Genomic DNA, 16,527 nt, shown 5'->3' with positions numbered 1-16,527 from the left:
ACTCAAATCACATAAAATACATGATACAAATAAACCACCGAGCGCTTAACTATTAACACGTCGCCGGTGTGCTTACAGGGATTTCAGCCTCTCGCCATTTACCTCTACCGTTGTCAGTTGGTATATGTTGTGCAACGTCATTTACTGATCGCACATGCAGATATGGCGTATCTCTTGCCATATCCCATACATGAAAACAGTATGCATCACCTGACCTTTGTGCTTGCCTCCATTCATTACTTGTAACAACAAAACGAAGCGGTGATACAGTTGTGGATTTTACTTCTATCAAACGATTTACTATCACGTGTTGATTGACCAAATCATACGATAATACATCATATCCTGCATAGTTGTTGTCTAGGCCTGGCCATTCAGGTTGCCTGTCGATTCCAAGTTTAATCAGTCGATCTGTTTCAAGATTTAGAGTTAGTAACTCAGCTGCACGTGCTTGTTCCATCTTTTCCTGACTTTGGGTTAATCGTGCATGGCCAGATAAGTCATCCCACCAAAATACCACTTCTGTAGAAGGAGGATCATTTAACAAGCCAGCTGCTGCAAATACGTCTCTTTCATTTTGATTAAGAGATCCAATAAACCTTGTGCGTCCTTGTTTGATAGATTTTGACCAGATCGGTTGATGACTTACAATAACTGCCTTAATACATGCTTGATAGAATTGAATTCCATCGCTTGGACAGTTAGATCCAACAATTGATCCGAGATAAGCTGACGCATCCAAGTCTAAACTTCTGCCATCAGCTTCTATATTCTCGATAATTGGAATAAGTTCCGTCGTACTGCATTCAGGATACTGTGAATGATAACTACGTAGTAAACGGAGTCCTTCAAAGCATGATAAGTTAAATAAGCGTTCAGTAGGTATACTTGTACTCATTTATTCCTCAGGAGGAACCTCACCACCTCTGCCTTCAAGTTCTGATATAAGGTCAATGATATCTTTAAGTTCGACGTCGTAGCTGATGGGATCATCAGCTTGCTCTTCATCAAATGCAATCTCATGTAAATCCGGGTCGTTCAGCAACTGCTGCATGTTATGTATCTTCTCAATTAGACGTCTACTAACCGATAAATCAATACTACCGATTACTGATGGAGCCTTTGATCGATAGACATATACATTAGTGTCCTGATCGGGTTCTAATCCCAGCCGATGGATTCTATCTATTGATTGAAGATAGTGTGTCGACACATAGCTTCTATCCGCATAGAGAGCATTATGACAAACAGTGTGAAGACTTATTCCTTCACCCGCTGTTGCGGGGTTTGCCACCAATACGTAGCACTCGCTATCGGTATGAAATCTCCGTAACTGGGCTTCTCGAGAATCAAGATCATTTACATCGCCTACTGGAACTCCACCATGAATGTAGACAGGATTTAGATCCGCTAGTGAAGTTACGAAATTATGTATTGTGTTTGTGAATATCGTCCAGATTACAGATTTCTCTCCCTTTAGTGCAAGTTTTCGTACATGCTCGGCTATTGCGATCATCTTAGCCGAATTTCCTTCTTCCAAAACTTGATCCACAATTGAAGATTCCACTTCAAAGTCTTCACTTGCCATTGCATTAAGAGCGAGAATGGGATCAACTGATAACTGAAGCAAACGCATAACTGATCGACGTGCACGTAGGAACTGTGCACTAGCAAATCCTTGACTAAGTTTTCTTGAATAGTCCCGAAGAAACTCGTTACGCACAATCGAGTATAGTGCCAATTGACCAGGTTGCATGTCAATGTCGATGAAGTGTTTTCGTACTGATGGCAAACCAAGTTCCGATTTAGTCGTACGTACATATAGATTACCCAATACTTCACGAGGCGACTTGCCCTGCAATATCTCTAGTCCGAGACCATGCCCTGGCCAAAGAAAATCAAGTTGAGATTCGATGTCTCGAGCGTCCTGCGGCATAGGTGTACCGGTAAGGATGTCTCTTCGCTCAGGTAACGAAGCAATGTTAAGCAGAATCGATCCTCTTTGTGATTGCCAACCTGCTTTCATCCTATGTGATTCATCTAGAATCAGATGCGTAGGAGTTGAAGAAAGATGCGAAGTAACCACGTCCTGTTGTCGAACCATAAGATCATAGGAGATTATAAAGCGAGTTGCACCTGACCTTAGTGTCTCGGATGTTTCTCTTTCAGTACCGGCAAGAACGGTGAAAGATTCATTTCCATTATTCGGGGCATGTTCTTCCATACAATCTGTGACGATATCCAACCACACTTGTGTTGCTGCTTTTGGGGCAACAATGAGTAGGTGTCGACCTGGTTTTCGCGTAAGGATATGAAGTGCAAAAGTTACTGTTGTCTTCCCTGCCCCCGGTACAGAGAAATTCGCTCCATTTTCCAATGACAACAAATGTATGAGATCTCGGCGTTGAAAGGGTTTGAGTCGACGCTTTGTGAATCCTAGTTCCATTAGACGACTATCTAATTCATCTTCGGTTAAAGTTAGGGTGATTTCTTTACGTTGTTTTCTTTCTTTTTTTAATTGAATTACAAATTCCTGTAACTTCGGTACTGCATCACCTTGAGGATGGAATCTGAAATCCAGCGTATTCTGTATCTGGCGACTACCAAGTTCCCTAACGACCCCTAATGTGTCGGACCACGATAAAACTATGCGTCCACCTATTATCTTATGCTCAAGGTTTTTCGTCCTTATTGCTAGTTTCAGTCGGGCCCATATCGACGAATTTAAGTACTCAATTGGCACAACAAAACACCCAGTGTTTTCTGGGCTGTAATGGATTTCTACTGGTGTTGTCATGAAGACTACTTCACCTTTCAGTTATTGAACCATCAGTGTCAGCTTCGCTAGTTTGTCTCTTCTTTATACCAGCCTCGATTTTAGATACTACGTTTCGTATAGTCTTAATCTGACTGAGCATCGATGACAATGTGTTTATTCCAGCTGAATCTACGTTGATTCCAGACAACTTTGCGTTAGCCTGAGACAACGCTTTTAGCGCGGCTTTTTCATTGGTTTGCTCTTTATCAAGCTCTATCGCAGTCTCACACACTTCTATGAGAGTCTCGACAGCTTCATTTTTTGTTTCTTCACTGCGCAATGCTTCAATGATATTCGTGTAATCATCATCTTGCTCGCCAGAATCTATTTCTATATCGAACCCATCTCCTTTGATATCGCCATTTACTGACACATTTTGGAGATCGAGTTGTTCTGCCAACATGTCTAGAACTTTTGGAGCAAGCTTGCCAAAGGCGGCATTTAACCTATATACTCGACCGGAAGTTTTATCTCGGTTTTCGAAAAGTGACCATGCTATTGCACGACTAGCATTCTGCAACACTGTATTCTTATTCTTGATGTTTTTGGGAATGTCACTGAAAATCTGTTGACCATCAGCACTTACAAGATCGTAGTTTCCAGGGCGCCCTATCCATTCACTCAAATAGAGGTCTGCCTCATCAAGTGCCTGTAGGGTGTTATCGATGTCGGATTTACTTCTACGAAGTCGGTCTGCAACTTCTTTGGACGATCTTCCCTTGCTTATTTGACGACGAATAAGACGAGCATCTCCAATCCAGTCATATTCTAGTTTAGTTTGAGGTCTCGCCTGGAGATCTGCTTCAATGTCATCAATCTCATCGGCAGTTGTATCTGACGGTAACACTGAACACTTCACATAACGAAATCGCTCATCAACTGAGCCATCGTTTTCTCGGAACAGTTCTCGCATAGCTGCTAGTCGACGATTCCCATTGACCACTACTCCGGTATTTGTGATTAGCAGTGGTTCTCTTTGCCCTTCACTTTTCAACACTTTTAATATGGATGCAACTGAAGCTCTTTCTTCATCAGCCAACTTAAAAAGTATGCGGTGCTGTATTTGATTAGTCTCCGACAGTTCTTGACCCTTGGCAAAAAAATCAGATTCCAAGTTTTTTGTTGCGATTTCTGTCTGTTGGGCACTGAATGCTCGGCAGTTCTCCATCCGATATACTGGAACTTCGATCGGTAGTGAGATCACAGGAAGAGTTTTTGAATCGCCTCTAAAGTCGTAAATAATCTCACTTAAATCGCTCGAGTTTTCGGTACGCTGTTCAATAAGTGCTTTGCGCTCAGATCGTGGTTTTACCTCAATACTGAAACTCACCTTGTACCTCCTACTTAATCAAATGCTAACACAAGGATGGGTACTGTTATAACCTGGTTAAAGAGCTTTAACTCTCTTACGATTCGATCTGCATTGGCTATATTGTCGCCTATCAGTTTTGAGGCGTTTAGTGTCGGTAGGCCTATTGCCGCAACTTTGATTCTCTCTTTTTGAAAGAGGTACTGAAGTTTGAGTAGATCGTATGGTGCTCGACTCATGTTACCAGTTTGTAATTGGAACGCTACATCATCCTTTTGCGCAAACACTTTCAAACGGTGGTGCTGAGCTACATCAACATTAAGCGCCCAGCCGTCGTTGATGAATATAGTTTCTACATGCTGTCGGATATTCGACGAACACTGTCTTTCGATTTTGATCATTGGCGACTCGAAAACCCCTTTGATCCATTCCATTAACATGCGGTTTTCCCATTCAATTCCAGCGTTATGGTGAGTTTCATCAGTGAAAGCAAGTTTCATGACTTGCCTTTCGCCTTCGGGCTGTAAACTGGTTTATTCATTGGCCGAGTGCGTAATTCGCCTTCACGAAACATCCGAATACGTTCACAGGCAATGTTGTAGTAGTGCTTATTTTTGTCACAGCCAAAGGCATGTCTGTCATGCTTTAATGCAGCAATCACTGTTGATCCAACTCCAAGGTAAGGATCAAGTACATTGTCACCTGGATTTGTTAGTGCAAGAACCAACCGTTCAACCAAACCAACTGGAAACTGGCAAGGGTGTTCTGTCTTTTCAACATGATTGGACTTAACGTTAGGTATATCCCAAACATCCGAGGGGTTCTTTCCTAAAGGGTTTCCGGATAACTGCCCTTTATTCGGTCCTTTGAAGTGTTTTTTGTTCGGGTATTTGGAGGGGATACGTACAGCATCAAGATTGAATGTAAATTGTTCTGACTTCGTGAACCATAATATCGATTCGTGGCGTCCTGAGAATCTCTTTTGGCAATGCAATCCATGACCAAATGTCCATACTATCCTGTTTCGCAACTGTAGTCCGTGTGATTTAAAAAGTGGATACAATAAGATATCCAGTGGGAAAACCTCTGCGGAATCTACGTGATTACCAACTTGCCAACAAATTGAGCCGGTAGGTGAAAGTAATCTTACTGCTTCAGATATACATGCCGCCTGCTCTTCGATATAAACGTCTTGAGATCTGCGCTTTTCGTATTCCTTCTTGATGTTGTAAGGAGGCGAAGTTACGATCAGATCGATGGAACTGTCCTGCAGTTTTTTCATAAAACGAAGGTTATCTTCACAGGCTATATTTACAATCAAGTTCATTGTTGTCTCTGATTCGGATCTACATTGGTTTAAGTAATTGCACCCTACTTGTAGTTTACACTCCAGTTTATAGATGATCTAGATTGCAGTAATCATTCCTTTTTTGAATTATGTCAATCAAGATGTAAAATGTGAAGACCTTTCTAGTATAGTTTTTTGCTTTCATCCATCAAACTCACAATTCAAAGTGCTATATCGTACTCGAGCAGATTCTTGGTTTATTGAACAACTAGTTTTTAACTAAAAACGACAGGATACATAGGAGTATGCAGGTCGAAACGTCATGATAGTCAAGTCTTCTTCATTGATAGCAGGGCTCTTACTGATTTTGGGGTACAGTGGAGTTGTATCAGCCCAAAACCAAACCATCACCGTCGTCAGCTTCGGCGGCTCCTACTCCCGTGCCTGTGAGAAGGGCTACCATGAGCGGTTCGAGGCGGAAACGGGCATCAAGATCATTTTCGAGGATTACAACGGCGGGCTGGCGCAGATCCGCGCGCAGGTGGACGTGGGAAACGTATACTGGGACGTAGTTGACATGAATGTGGCCGATATCGTCAGGGGTTGCGATGAAGGACTGCTCGTTCCAATCAACATCGACGATTTTTCTCCGGGTGCTGATGGCACGCAGGCCGTGGACGACTTCGTTGAGGGTACGATCTCGGAATGCGGCGTGACGACCCTATTCTTTTCGACGGTTATCGCGTACAACGACAAACGCATCGGAGACGTAAAGCCCAAGACCGTCGACGACTTCTTCGACCTGGAAAAGTTCCCGGGCCGCCGGGGCATGCGGCGGGTTCCGCGGGTCAATCTCGAATTCGCGCTGATGGCCGACGGGGTGCCGCTGGATAAGGTGTACACCACGCTGGACACCGAGGAGGGCATCGCCCGGGCCTTCCGCAAGCTGGATACCATCAAGAAACACATCATATGGTGGGAGACCGGGGCCCATCCGCCGCAGTTGCTGGCCGACGGCGAGGTCGTGATGACCACGGCCTACAACGGGCGCATCTTCAACGCCCAGGTGCTGGAGGATCAGCCATTCGTCATCGTCTGGGACGGCCAGGTCCTGGATACGAGCGGGTTCGGCATCGTCGAAGGCACGCGCAACCTTGATGCCGCGCTCCGGTTCTTCGACTTCGCCGCCACGGCGGAGTCCATGGCCGGCCTCGCCCGGTACATCGCCTACAGCCCGACGCGCCGTTCCGCCATGCCGCTGATCTCGACCCACGCCGAGACGGGTGTGGACATGAGACCGCACATGCCCACGACCCCAGAGAACGCTGCGCGCGCCCTGCACAACGATTGGGAATGGTGGAGCGACAACGGCGAAGAGATGAACGAGCGTTTCAGCACCTGGCTGGCGAGGTGAAGAGAGAAGACCGTATACCGAGCAGTTTCTCCATGATTCGTATAGTCCTTTCGGCCCTGGTAGTATTGGCCTGGCTCTCTGCATATCCACCGGGCCAGGCATCCGCCCAAAACCAGACGATCACCGTCGTCAGCTTCGGCGGTTCTTACGCCCGGGCCTGCGATATAGCCTACCACGAACGGTTCGAGGCGGAAACAGGCATAGGCATCAACCTGGAGGACTACACCGGAGGATTGGCGCAGATCCGTGCCCAGGTGGAAATGGGCAACGTGTTTTGGGATGTAGTCGATCTGAATATGCCCGAACTCGTCCGGGGTTGCGACGAAGGGCTGCTCGTTCCTGTCAGTATCGACGACCTGCCCGAGGGCGCCGACGGCGCGTCCGCAGCGGATGATTTCGTCGAGGGTACGATCACCGAATGCGGCGTAACCAAGTTGTTTTTTTCGAGGATGATCGCGTACAACGACGCGCGAATTGGCGACCTGAAACCCACCATAATAGCCGACTTCTTCGATCTGGAAAAGTTTCCGGGCAGACGGGGAATGAAACGTTCGCCCGTGGCCAATCTCGAGTTTGCCCTAATGGCTGACGGCGTTCCGCGGGAGGATGTGTATACCACGCTGGACACCGAGGAAGGGGTACGCCGTGCGTTCCGCAAACTGGACACGATCAAGGAACAGATCGTATGGTGGGAGACGGCTGCCCATCCCCCGCAGATGCTGGCCGACGGCGAGGTTACGATGACCACGGCAGCCAACGGACGTATTTTCAACGCCCAGGAGCTTGAGGGACAACCCTTCATCATACTCTGGGACAGCCAGATTCTGTATACGAGCGGGTACGGCATTGTCGAAGGCACGCGCAACCTCGATGCCGCGCGCCGGTTTCTCGAATTCTCCAGCCGGGCGGAGTCCATGGCCAGCCTCGCCCGGTACATCGCCTACAGCCCGACGCGCCGTTCCGCCATGCCCCTGATCTCGACCCACGCCGAGACGGGCGTGGACATGAGGCCGCACATGCCCACGGCCCTGGAGAACGTGGCGCGCGCCCTGCACAACGACTGGGAATGGTGGAGCGACAACGGCGAAGAGATGAACGAGCGTTTCAGCACGTGGCTGGCGCGGTGAGCTAGGCCGTCCATCAGCACGTGGTTGGCGCGGTGAGGAGACACTCCATCGCACGACCGGCCACCGTCCCGGTGAGGAAACCTAAATGCCCCTTGCAATGACGCCCCAGCAGGCCCAAGACTTTGACGAGAAGGGCTTTATAGTTCTCGAGGAATTCTTCGACCAGACCGAACTCGACCGGTTGCTTGCGGCCATCGACGAGGTGGGCGACCGGATAAGATCAGAGAAGGACCTGGGCCCCGATGACCCCTATGCCGTGCGCAACGCCTTAGCCCATCACGAGGCCTTTCTCGATCTCATCGACCACCCGCGCATGCTGCCCCTGGTGGTGGACGCAATCGGCTGTAACATCCAGATCCGTACTACGCACCTGGACTACCGTCCGCCCTATCCCGAGGACCTGAAGGACCGCATTTCGGGCGTCGGCAAGGGCGAAGACCACCAGGCGGGATACCGCAACGTCGGCTGGCATCCCGACCTGGCGAGCGACGACCTGTTCCTGGGGCCTTCCCTCGATGGGCGCCTGCCGTTCATGGAGATCAAGGTCTTCTACGTGCTCTACGACATGACCGAATCCAACTGCGGCAACCTGTGGCTGGTGCCGGGCAGTCACCGGCTCAGGATGGACGAACTACGGAATCGCGATAACGGGACGGATCCGGATGGGGCGGTCGAGCTCAAACTGCCCATCGGCTCGGCCGTGTTGTGGCGCACCGCGGTGTGGCACTGCGTCGGCCCCAACCTCTCGCGGAAGACGCGCAAGATCATGCACGTGGGATACCACTACCGCTGGCTTCGGCCGACCGATTACAACGAGCAGGATCCCGGACTCATCGAAAGAAGCTCGCCCGTCCGGCGGCAGCTGCTGGGCGCCCTTTCACCAAAGGGCGATCCGATGGGACCGGACCCGGACTACCACCCCGCGTCACGGCATTGGATGTCGGAAGACAAGGACGACGTACCGCTCCGCGAGTGGGCGGAGCGAATCGCCGAAGGTTAGTTTCCAGTTCCCGCTTCCCAAATAGCCCGGGTTAATATGCATGGCCCCGGCTAATACGCCCCCTTGATTCGCCCGAACCATCCGTGCAGTGGATCACCCATTTTCTCCATGTAGCGATCCATCCGACCCATTAAATCCTGTCTTACAGTTTCATATTCCGGTTCCCCGTACACGTTGTCGAGCTGGTAGGGGTCGCGCAGCAGATCGTACAGCTCGCCGGGATCGGCCGAATTAAAGGTGAACTGGTGGGTTCGGGTGCGGACCATGCGCTGATTGGCGACGGTGAAGTGGCGGTCGAAGACGCAGTAGACTTCCTCGCGTCCATTCGCAAAGGGGCGTCCTTCGATGGCCGGGAGAAAGGATTGGCCATCGAGATCGGCGGGCACTTCGACACCCGCAGCGTCGAGGGACGAGAGCATGATTTCGTGGAGGTAGACGAACTCCTCGCAGGCCGTGCCGGGCGCATGACAGCCGGGATGGGCAATGACGAGGGGGATGCGGTAGATCTCGTCGTACATGAATTCGCCCTTCTCGATCAGCTTGTGCGCGCCGAGGCAGTCGCCGTGGTCGGCGGTGTATACGATGATGGTGTTGTCGAGTTCGCCCAGTTTCTCCAGGTGCGCCACGACGCGTCCCACCATGTCGTCGAGGAGTGTGCAGTGCCCGAAATAGCGTGCGCCGATTTCCTGGAATCCTTCCCAGCCGTAGTCGCCCAGCCCCCAGAGGTTTTCGATGAGCTTCTGGCGATAGGGCTTCTTCTCGAAGGTCTCGGCGTACCCCGGATGCTCGGGAATGGACTTCGGGTCGTACATGGAGAAGTACGGCTCCGGGACCAGCGAAGGGCTGTGCGGACCCCAGAAATTGGCCCACAGGAAGAAGGGTTCCTCGCCGCCGGCCACCTCGTCGAGCACGCGGATGGCTTCCTCCGCGACGAAGTACTCGATGCACGACTCGACTGGCCCTTCGTGCAGGGCGAACATCTCCTGGCGCTGGTTCGAGGGATTCGTGCCGACGTAACGGTGCGAGACCGTGGGCGGCGGGTCGAAACCCTTCTCCTTGAGATAGTCGGCGTAATAATTGTGGCTGCTCAGGCTGCCGCCGAACTGCAGGCCGGGCAGCAGATTCCCACCGGGGAAGCCGTAGCCCATGAAATCCTTGCCGGTGAACCCGTAGCCCGTGGGACCGGTTTCCTGGTCCACGTGCCACTTGCCGGCGTACCCGCAGCGGTAACCTGCATCCGACAGGTAGTGGTTGATACCGCGTACGCCCTCGTTCAGGCACAGGCCGTTGGCCGTCACCCCATGATTGTGCGGATAGAGGCCCGTGTAGAAGGAGGCGCGGGCCGGCGAGCAGATCGCCGTCGGCGTGAACGCCCAGTCGAAACGCACGCCCCGCGCGGCCAGGGCGTCGATGTGCGGCGTCCGGCACACTTCGTTCAGCCCGTAGCAACTCACCGTGTCGAGCCGCTGCTGGTCGGACATCAGGACGACGATATTGGGTCGCTTGGGCAATGGGTACTCCTCTCTGCGGCGGTGGTTATGCTGCGTAACACACAGTGTTCCATATTAATGCAGTTCAAGCAATGAACTTTAACCTGTTGTCACGGTCAAGGATACTCCCTCATAAACCGGTCGTGATTTCCTTCGGTGCTTCGGTGACTGAGATACACCAACGGGCGGATTGTTTGCAAAGTCCTGCCTCATAAACCCGCCAATCACGAATGAAAATCCAGCATGCGGTACTATTCGAGTTGCCGAAACGTAGAGCACCCCACTTATTACCAGGTAAACCTATTAACATTCCGAGTTTCCTGAACATCCCGCTGCCCAGAACGTAATGCACGGAATTCGTCATTTACGGAGTTCGCTACATGATTAAATGGCAATTCTACCTTGCACTTTCGATGCTGATTACCTGTGCCGCCTGCGTTACCTGCACTGTCGACATATCCGCCCAGGAATCTCCGGATTTCGAAGAAATCCTGCAGAAAGCCGATCAGGGCGATGCCGAGGCGCAAACTTCCCTCGGTGATATGTACTATCACGGAAGTGGCGTGGCAGAAGATCATGCGAAGGCACTGGAGTGGTATCGAAAAGCAGCGGACCAGGGCCACCCGAAAGCCCAGCACAGGATTGGTGTCATGTACGATGTTGGCGAAGGTGTAACCACAGACGATGCGAAGGCAGTGGAATGGTATACAAAGGCCGCAAGTCAGGACTATCCGGACGCCCAGTACGACCTGGGCCTCATGTACCTGTATGGTAAAGGCATTCAGGAGGATCCGTCCGAGAGTATCCGGTGGATTCATATGGCTGCCGTGCAGGACAATGCTGATGCACAGTACGCTCTGGGTGTCTTCTATGCGAATGGCCAGCATGTTGAGCAGGATGAATCACTTGCCGTCGAATGGTATCTCAAAGCCGCTGGACAGGGACATAAACTCGCGCAGAATAACCTGGGTCTCATGTACGATGAAGGGTCAGGTGTAGCGGAAAATGATGCCGAGGCCGTCAAGTGGTACCGGAGTGCGGCCGAGCAAGGAAACCTGAACGCACAGTACAATCTGGGACTGATGTATGAGCGCGGTGGTGCTGGGATTCCAAAGGACGAATCCGAAGCGTTTAAGTGGTATCGGCTCGCTGCCGAACAGGAAGACTCAGACGCTCAGTACACCATCGGCGCCATGTATGACACAGGGCGCGGTGTTTCAGTAGACGACGAGAAAGCAGTGAAATGGTATCGGAAATCCGCTGAGCAGGGAAACGCCGATGCGCAATACAGCCTCGGCGTCATGTACGATTATGGGGAGGGGGTTCCGGAACAAAAAGATGAGGCCGTTTACTGGTATCGCAAAGCCGCCGAGCAGGGGGACGCGGATGCTCAGAATGATTTGGGCGTGATGTACAAAAACGGCGAGGGGGTTCCAAAGGACTTAGCCGAAGCGGCAAGATGGTACAGGAGGGCCGCGGAACAGGAGAACGCGCTGTCACAGTACAATCTGGGGCTTCTGTACCAGAACGGACAGGGTGTTGAATTGGACAAATCGATGGCCGCACAGTGGATTCAACGTGCTGCAGAACAGGACTACGTGTCCGCCCAGTACGAACTTGCCGTGATGTACAGGTTTGGTGAAGGTGTTGCAAAGAGCGATTCCACGGCGGCGGTCTGGTTCGGCAAGGCTGCCGACCAGGGCGATGCAGATGCGCAGTTCGGCCTGGGGATCATTTATCATTATGGATATGGAGTTAACATAGATTTGAATGAAGCCGTTAGGTGGTATCGGCAGGCTGCCGACCAGGACGAACCGTACGCCCAGAACAATCTCGGATACATGTATGAGAACGGGATGGGCGTTCCTCAGGATTACACTGAAGCCGCACGTTGGTACGCAAGAGCGGCAGGGCAGGGGCATTCGAGCTCTCAGTACAATCTAGGTATGATGTACGATACCGGTACAGGCGTACCGGAAAACGACGAAAAGGCGGTTTCATGGTTTCGCAAGGCTGCTGAACAAGGCAATGGAGATGCTCAGTACAGTCTCGGGGTTATGTATGACAACGGTGAGGGCGTTCAAAAAGATAAAGAGGAAGCGCTTCTGTGGTATAGAATGGCTGCCGAACAGGGAATAGTGAATGCCCAGATAAACATGGGATACATGTATTTTTATGCAGAAGGAGTACCCGAGAACGAAATCCTGGGCTACGCCTGGACTCGAGTCGCCGCGTCAAAGGGAGACAGTCTGGCCAATAGCAACATCGAGGCTTTCAGGGTGTTCATGTCCACCAACCAGATCGAGCAGGCGGAGAAGCTCGCCGAGACGTATCGAGAGCGAATCTATGCTCAGCCTTGATATCGGGTACGATTAACAGTCGTCCCGGATTGAACAGGCGGAGCATCGAACACCTGTAGCTTCAAATAAACTGAACGTCGAACAAGCGGAGCGTCAAACATCAAGACTAAATCGGAGTTGTGATATGGGTGAGCAGACCTTAACTCGGACTCGGTTGTTGGCAGGATCCATGATACTCGCTCTCGTGGTTATGGTTCTCGTGCCGGTGCACGTGCAGGGGCAAATCGAAGCCAGCCTGGAGGAAACACGCCAGGCGGCGGTGGCTGGTGACGCCGAGGCGCAATATGAACTGGGCGAGATCTACTATGACGGCAAGGATGTGGAACAGGATTACGAGGAAGCGTTCAAGTGGTACTCGAAAGCTGCCGAGCAGGATCACGCGAAAGCCCAGTACATGCTCGGGTTTATGTATGCCCGCGGCAGGGGTGTGGAAGAAGATGTTGCCAGGGCCATGCAGTGGTACCGAAGTGCTGCGGAACAGGACCATGTGAGAGCCCAGTATAGACTGGGCGCCATGTACCTGAATGGCGACGGGGTCGATGAGAATCCCTCCGAGGCATTTGGCTGGCTTCAAAAAGCCGCCGTTCAGGAAGATGCGGACGCTCAAGTCAGACTTGGATACATGTATAAGTATGGGATCGGAGTGGAGGCAGACCCGGGAAAAGGACTCATCTGGTTCATCAAGGCTGCAGAACTGGGACATTATTCCGCGCAGTACTTCGTCGGTCTTATCTACGATACCGGTGATGGTGTTCCTGTAGATGATGAGAAAGCGGTATACTGGTACCGGAAGGCTGCCGAGCAGGACCATGACGCATCCCAGATTAACCTGGGCATTATGTATTCACAGGGCGAGGGCGTCACAAAGGATGCCACCCAGGCGGCCTTTTGGTATCGTAAAGCTGCCGAGCAGGGCAATGCACAAGCCCAGTTCTATCTGGCCGCACGTTATACCCGGGGTGATGGTGTACCGAAGGATGCAGGCAAGGCGGTTGAATGGTACTATAAAGCTGCCGAACAAGGCTATGTGGAAGCCCAGTACAATCTTGCTGCACGGTATGCCCGTGGCGATGGTGTACCGGAGGACACTACTAAGGCAGCACTTTGGTACCGCAAGGCGGCTGAGCAGGATCACGTGCAAGCACAATTCAGCCTTGCCGTTCTGTATGATGATGAGGTCAGCGTTATTGGAGACGTCGAAGAAGCCGTTCACTGGTACCGCAAAGCCGGTGAACAAGGTCACAAATCGGCTCAGTACATCCTGGGCTACAAGTATGATCACGGCGACGGCGTTCCCGAGGACAATGAAGAGGCGGTTCGGTGGTACACTCTGGCGGGCGAACAGGGTGTCGATGATGCCCAGGAGAGACTCGGATACATGTACCATCTCGCAGACGGCGTGGAGCAGGATTGGATTGAAGCGTATCGTTGGTATCGCATGGCTGCGGAGGCCGGCCATACAAGCGCTCGGTACAATCTGGGAGTAATGTACGCTTTCGGTGAAGGTAGGCCGACAAACCATACTGAAGCAATACGTTGGTTTCGCCTGGCTGCGGACCAGGGTCATGAAATGGCCCAGTACAATCTCGGGCTTTCCTACGACAAAGGTAGAGGAGTGCAGGAAGATGACGGAGAGGCGGTCAGGTGGTATATGATGGCCGCCGTACAGGGAAAGATTGAAGCCATGACCAATATGGGAATCGTCCACTTCAATGGCGACAGTTCCATGAGGGACCTCGTCAAGGCCTATGCCTGGATCAGTCTGGCAGCGGAGCGTGGAGACAGTATCGCCGTTCACAACCTGGAATTGGTCAAACAGAATATGACTGAAGGCATGCTGGAGCAAGCTAAGGAACTATTGGAATTGATTCGGGAACGGATCGATCCTTCGAGGTAAGTGATATGGATCGTGCAGACCGGACGGATCGCTTCGAACGCCTAGACGTTTAAACACGCTAGCAACATTCACTCGGCCCCGATCCAAGCGGAACCGTAGTCGTTATCTATATCACGATACATGCTGTGAACGTGATCTACGGTGTCCTCGCCGTTTTGAACCGCATATTCGAGTACGATGGACGGACCGGTTACGCGGAAATACACGGCGCCCGGGACATCCTGCCGTCCCCACCATCCAAAGTACGTGTCCTCGATACCGGCCACCACGGCTTTCATTTTCTGTGCATAATCGTCACTATTCATGAAACCCAGACGGGCCTCAATGACATCCAGGAGCAACGTTTTCTGGATGGTGGTCAGATCGCTTCCCTTGATGCCTTCCGGCGCAATGGTAACGCCATACTTTCCCGGGCCTAGCAGGAGGTCGATGGGCCGGCCTGAACGCACAGCTTGTCGCTTCTGTTCGTCCGAAAGGCTCTCCAAGAACGCCTGTGCCGCCGCAGTTTCCCTTCGCGTAACGAAGACATCGTCACCGTCAAGGTGCAGGTGCAACGGTTGGCCGCCCGTCAGCATAGGTGAAAAGGAAACGTTCGGTCCGAATACCGTGGCGTTTATGGCGAGATGGTGCCCGCCGAACTGGAACATCCAGGGCTCAGAAGTGGACGGTTCACCGAGAAATGCAGCGGTGAAGTACCTGCTGCCGTATTTCATGACACCGAGCACGTCTCCAGAGACCAGCAGGTCTTCCGCGGCCAGTTGATGCGTGATGTTCTCCATACCGGCTTCACTCAGCAGTTCGCTAAGAAGCCCATCCAGATTCGCCCGCTGTGCTTCAGTGAGCACACCAAGCATTACACCTCCACGCGGAACCATGCCCTCGGGCAGGTTGGACCAGTTCGCGCGCTGCGCGTTATCGGTGAACCGGTATGTCGCCGCTTGTCTCTGACTTTCGTCCAGTGAATCCAGAAATAACCTTGCAGCCGCCACGATGGCCTCGGTTTTCTCGTCCGCGGCGGGGACCTCGTAATCGTTCTTAATCTTGATATCTACCGATGAGGGGCCCACTCCAAAGAAAATCCGCGTCCCAACATCCGGCCGAAACAACAGATAGGCTATAATCGCGGCAACGACTATCATTGCACCGAGAAGGCAAATCAACACACGATTCATGAATCCTGCAGTATTCATACATTCCTCAGATAGATATGCGGTGTCCGGCATTTCTCGTTCAGCCTGAAGCAATTCATCGTGTCGAGCCGCTGCCGGTCAGACATCAGGTCGACGATATCGGGTCGCTCAGGCAATGAAATTAAACTTGTTGCCCTGGTCAAGTTTGCAGACTCATATTGGCACCCATCATGAACAATACTTCCGATTCTTCCGCATCTGCTGGATCTTCGGAGCAGTCCTGTTCCGCCGTCGCCGCTTACCTGGTGGAGCACTATGGCCTGGCTCCACCCGTCGATGTACGCGAACTGGAGCCCGGGGCCAACCGGAACTTTATCATTACCTCGCAGGATCAGCGGTACGTCTACAGGATTTACACGGACCACGAATTCTACGTCCGCAATCCCGAGGCCTACCGGTACGAGCTCGACCTGCTGGCATACCTGAAAGAACACAAACTGGCGGTACCCGAACCGGTCAAGCGGCTGGATGGACAACTATTGAGTGTAATGGGCGCTGCGACCGATATCTCATCCGGTCCTCAATCCGCCAACCGCCACCCCTGGTGCAACGGAGCGTGTGGTGCCCTGTTCCGCTTCTTCGAGGGCGAGGAGCACGTGACCTGGTATCCCGAAGTGAAGGAACCGGTCGTGAT

The 16,527-nt window shown here is 51.9% G+C and carries 13 protein-coding genes; 6 read left to right on the top strand and 7 right to left on the bottom strand.

All coding sequences use genetic code 11. The features are described 5' to 3' along the window. Positions 1-52 precede the first annotated feature (52 nt). The 5 genes from OXH56_02080 to OXH56_02060 are packed head-to-tail and all read right to left on the bottom strand — an operon-like array spanning position 53 to position 5,454. Entirely contained in the window at positions 53-898 is an 846-nt protein-coding gene (locus OXH56_02080) for a DUF3883 domain-containing protein (protein ID MCY3554089.1), read from the bottom strand. Then, a complete protein-coding gene (locus OXH56_02075; protein MCY3554088.1) occupies positions 899-2,797 on the bottom strand; it encodes a DEAD/DEAH box helicase in 1,899 nt (632 codons plus the stop codon). It lies immediately after the preceding gene. Positions 2,798-2,807: 10 nt separating this feature from the next. Then, positions 2,808-4,148, bottom strand: coding sequence for a hypothetical protein (locus OXH56_02070; protein MCY3554087.1), 1,341 nt, complete (start codon positions 4,146-4,148; stop codon positions 2,808-2,810). Positions 4,149-4,162: 14 nt separating this feature from the next. Next, positions 4,163-4,627 carry a restriction endonuclease gene (locus OXH56_02065; GenBank protein ID MCY3554086.1) on the bottom strand — a complete coding sequence of 155 codons (465 nt, stop codon included), beginning with the start codon at positions 4,625-4,627 and terminating at the stop codon, positions 4,163-4,165. Next, complete coding sequence (locus OXH56_02060; protein MCY3554085.1) at positions 4,624-5,454, bottom strand: site-specific DNA-methyltransferase; 831 nt, start codon at positions 5,452-5,454, stop codon at positions 4,624-4,626. Before OXH56_02060 ends, OXH56_02065 begins: the two co-directional genes overlap by 4 nt. A gap of 328 nt (positions 5,455-5,782) precedes the next feature. On the opposite strand from OXH56_02060, the gene OXH56_02055 reads away from it, so the two are divergent. The 3 genes from OXH56_02055 to OXH56_02045 all read left to right on the top strand — a co-directional run bounded on the left by OXH56_02055 (position 5,783) and on the right by OXH56_02045 (position 8,956). After that, positions 5,783-6,829, top strand: a complete 1,047-nt coding sequence (locus OXH56_02055) for an ABC transporter substrate-binding protein (protein ID MCY3554084.1) — start codon at positions 5,783-5,785, stop codon at positions 6,827-6,829. A gap of 32 nt (positions 6,830-6,861) precedes the next feature. After that, positions 6,862-7,956, top strand: coding sequence for an ABC transporter substrate-binding protein (locus OXH56_02050; GenBank protein MCY3554083.1), 1,095 nt, complete (start codon positions 6,862-6,864; stop codon positions 7,954-7,956). Between the two features lie 85 nt (positions 7,957-8,041). Further along, a complete protein-coding gene (locus OXH56_02045; protein MCY3554082.1) occupies positions 8,042-8,956 on the top strand; it encodes a phytanoyl-CoA dioxygenase family protein in 915 nt (304 codons plus the stop codon). A 50-nt stretch (positions 8,957-9,006) separates the two neighbouring features. Here OXH56_02045 and OXH56_02040 read toward each other — a convergent pair whose 3' ends face one another. Beyond that, positions 9,007-10,467: a sulfatase-like hydrolase/transferase gene (locus tag OXH56_02040; GenBank protein ID MCY3554081.1), complete on the bottom strand. Its 1,461-nt coding sequence runs from the start codon at positions 10,465-10,467 to the stop codon at positions 9,007-9,009. Between the two features lie 359 nt (positions 10,468-10,826). On the opposite strand from OXH56_02040, the gene OXH56_02035 reads away from it, so the two are divergent. After that, positions 10,827-12,806, top strand: a complete 1,980-nt coding sequence (locus OXH56_02035; protein MCY3554080.1) for a tetratricopeptide repeat protein — start codon at positions 10,827-10,829, stop codon at positions 12,804-12,806. A gap of 124 nt (positions 12,807-12,930) precedes the next feature. After that, on the top strand, positions 12,931-14,703 hold the full coding sequence (locus OXH56_02030) for a hypothetical protein (protein MCY3554079.1): 1,773 nt from the start codon (positions 12,931-12,933) through the stop codon (positions 14,701-14,703). A 68-nt stretch (positions 14,704-14,771) separates the two neighbouring features. On the opposite strand, the gene OXH56_02025 is transcribed toward OXH56_02030, so the two are convergent. Then, positions 14,772-15,893 carry a DUF3500 domain-containing protein gene (locus OXH56_02025; protein MCY3554078.1) on the bottom strand — a complete coding sequence of 374 codons (1,122 nt, stop codon included), beginning with the start codon at positions 15,891-15,893 and terminating at the stop codon, positions 14,772-14,774. A gap of 170 nt (positions 15,894-16,063) precedes the next feature. Here OXH56_02025 and OXH56_02020 point away from each other — a divergent pair. Beyond that, positions 16,064-16,527: hypothetical protein (locus tag OXH56_02020; GenBank protein ID MCY3554077.1), on the top strand; the 464-nt coding region annotated here is incomplete at its 3' end.

Source organism: Gemmatimonadota bacterium, assembly GCA_026702745.1.
In the GTDB taxonomy this organism is placed as follows: Bacteria; JAAXHH01; JAAXHH01; order JAAXHH01; family JAAXHH01; genus JAAXHH01.
The sequence above is the reverse complement of the archived record's forward strand: the minus strand, read 5'-3'. Positions and strand labels throughout refer to the sequence as shown.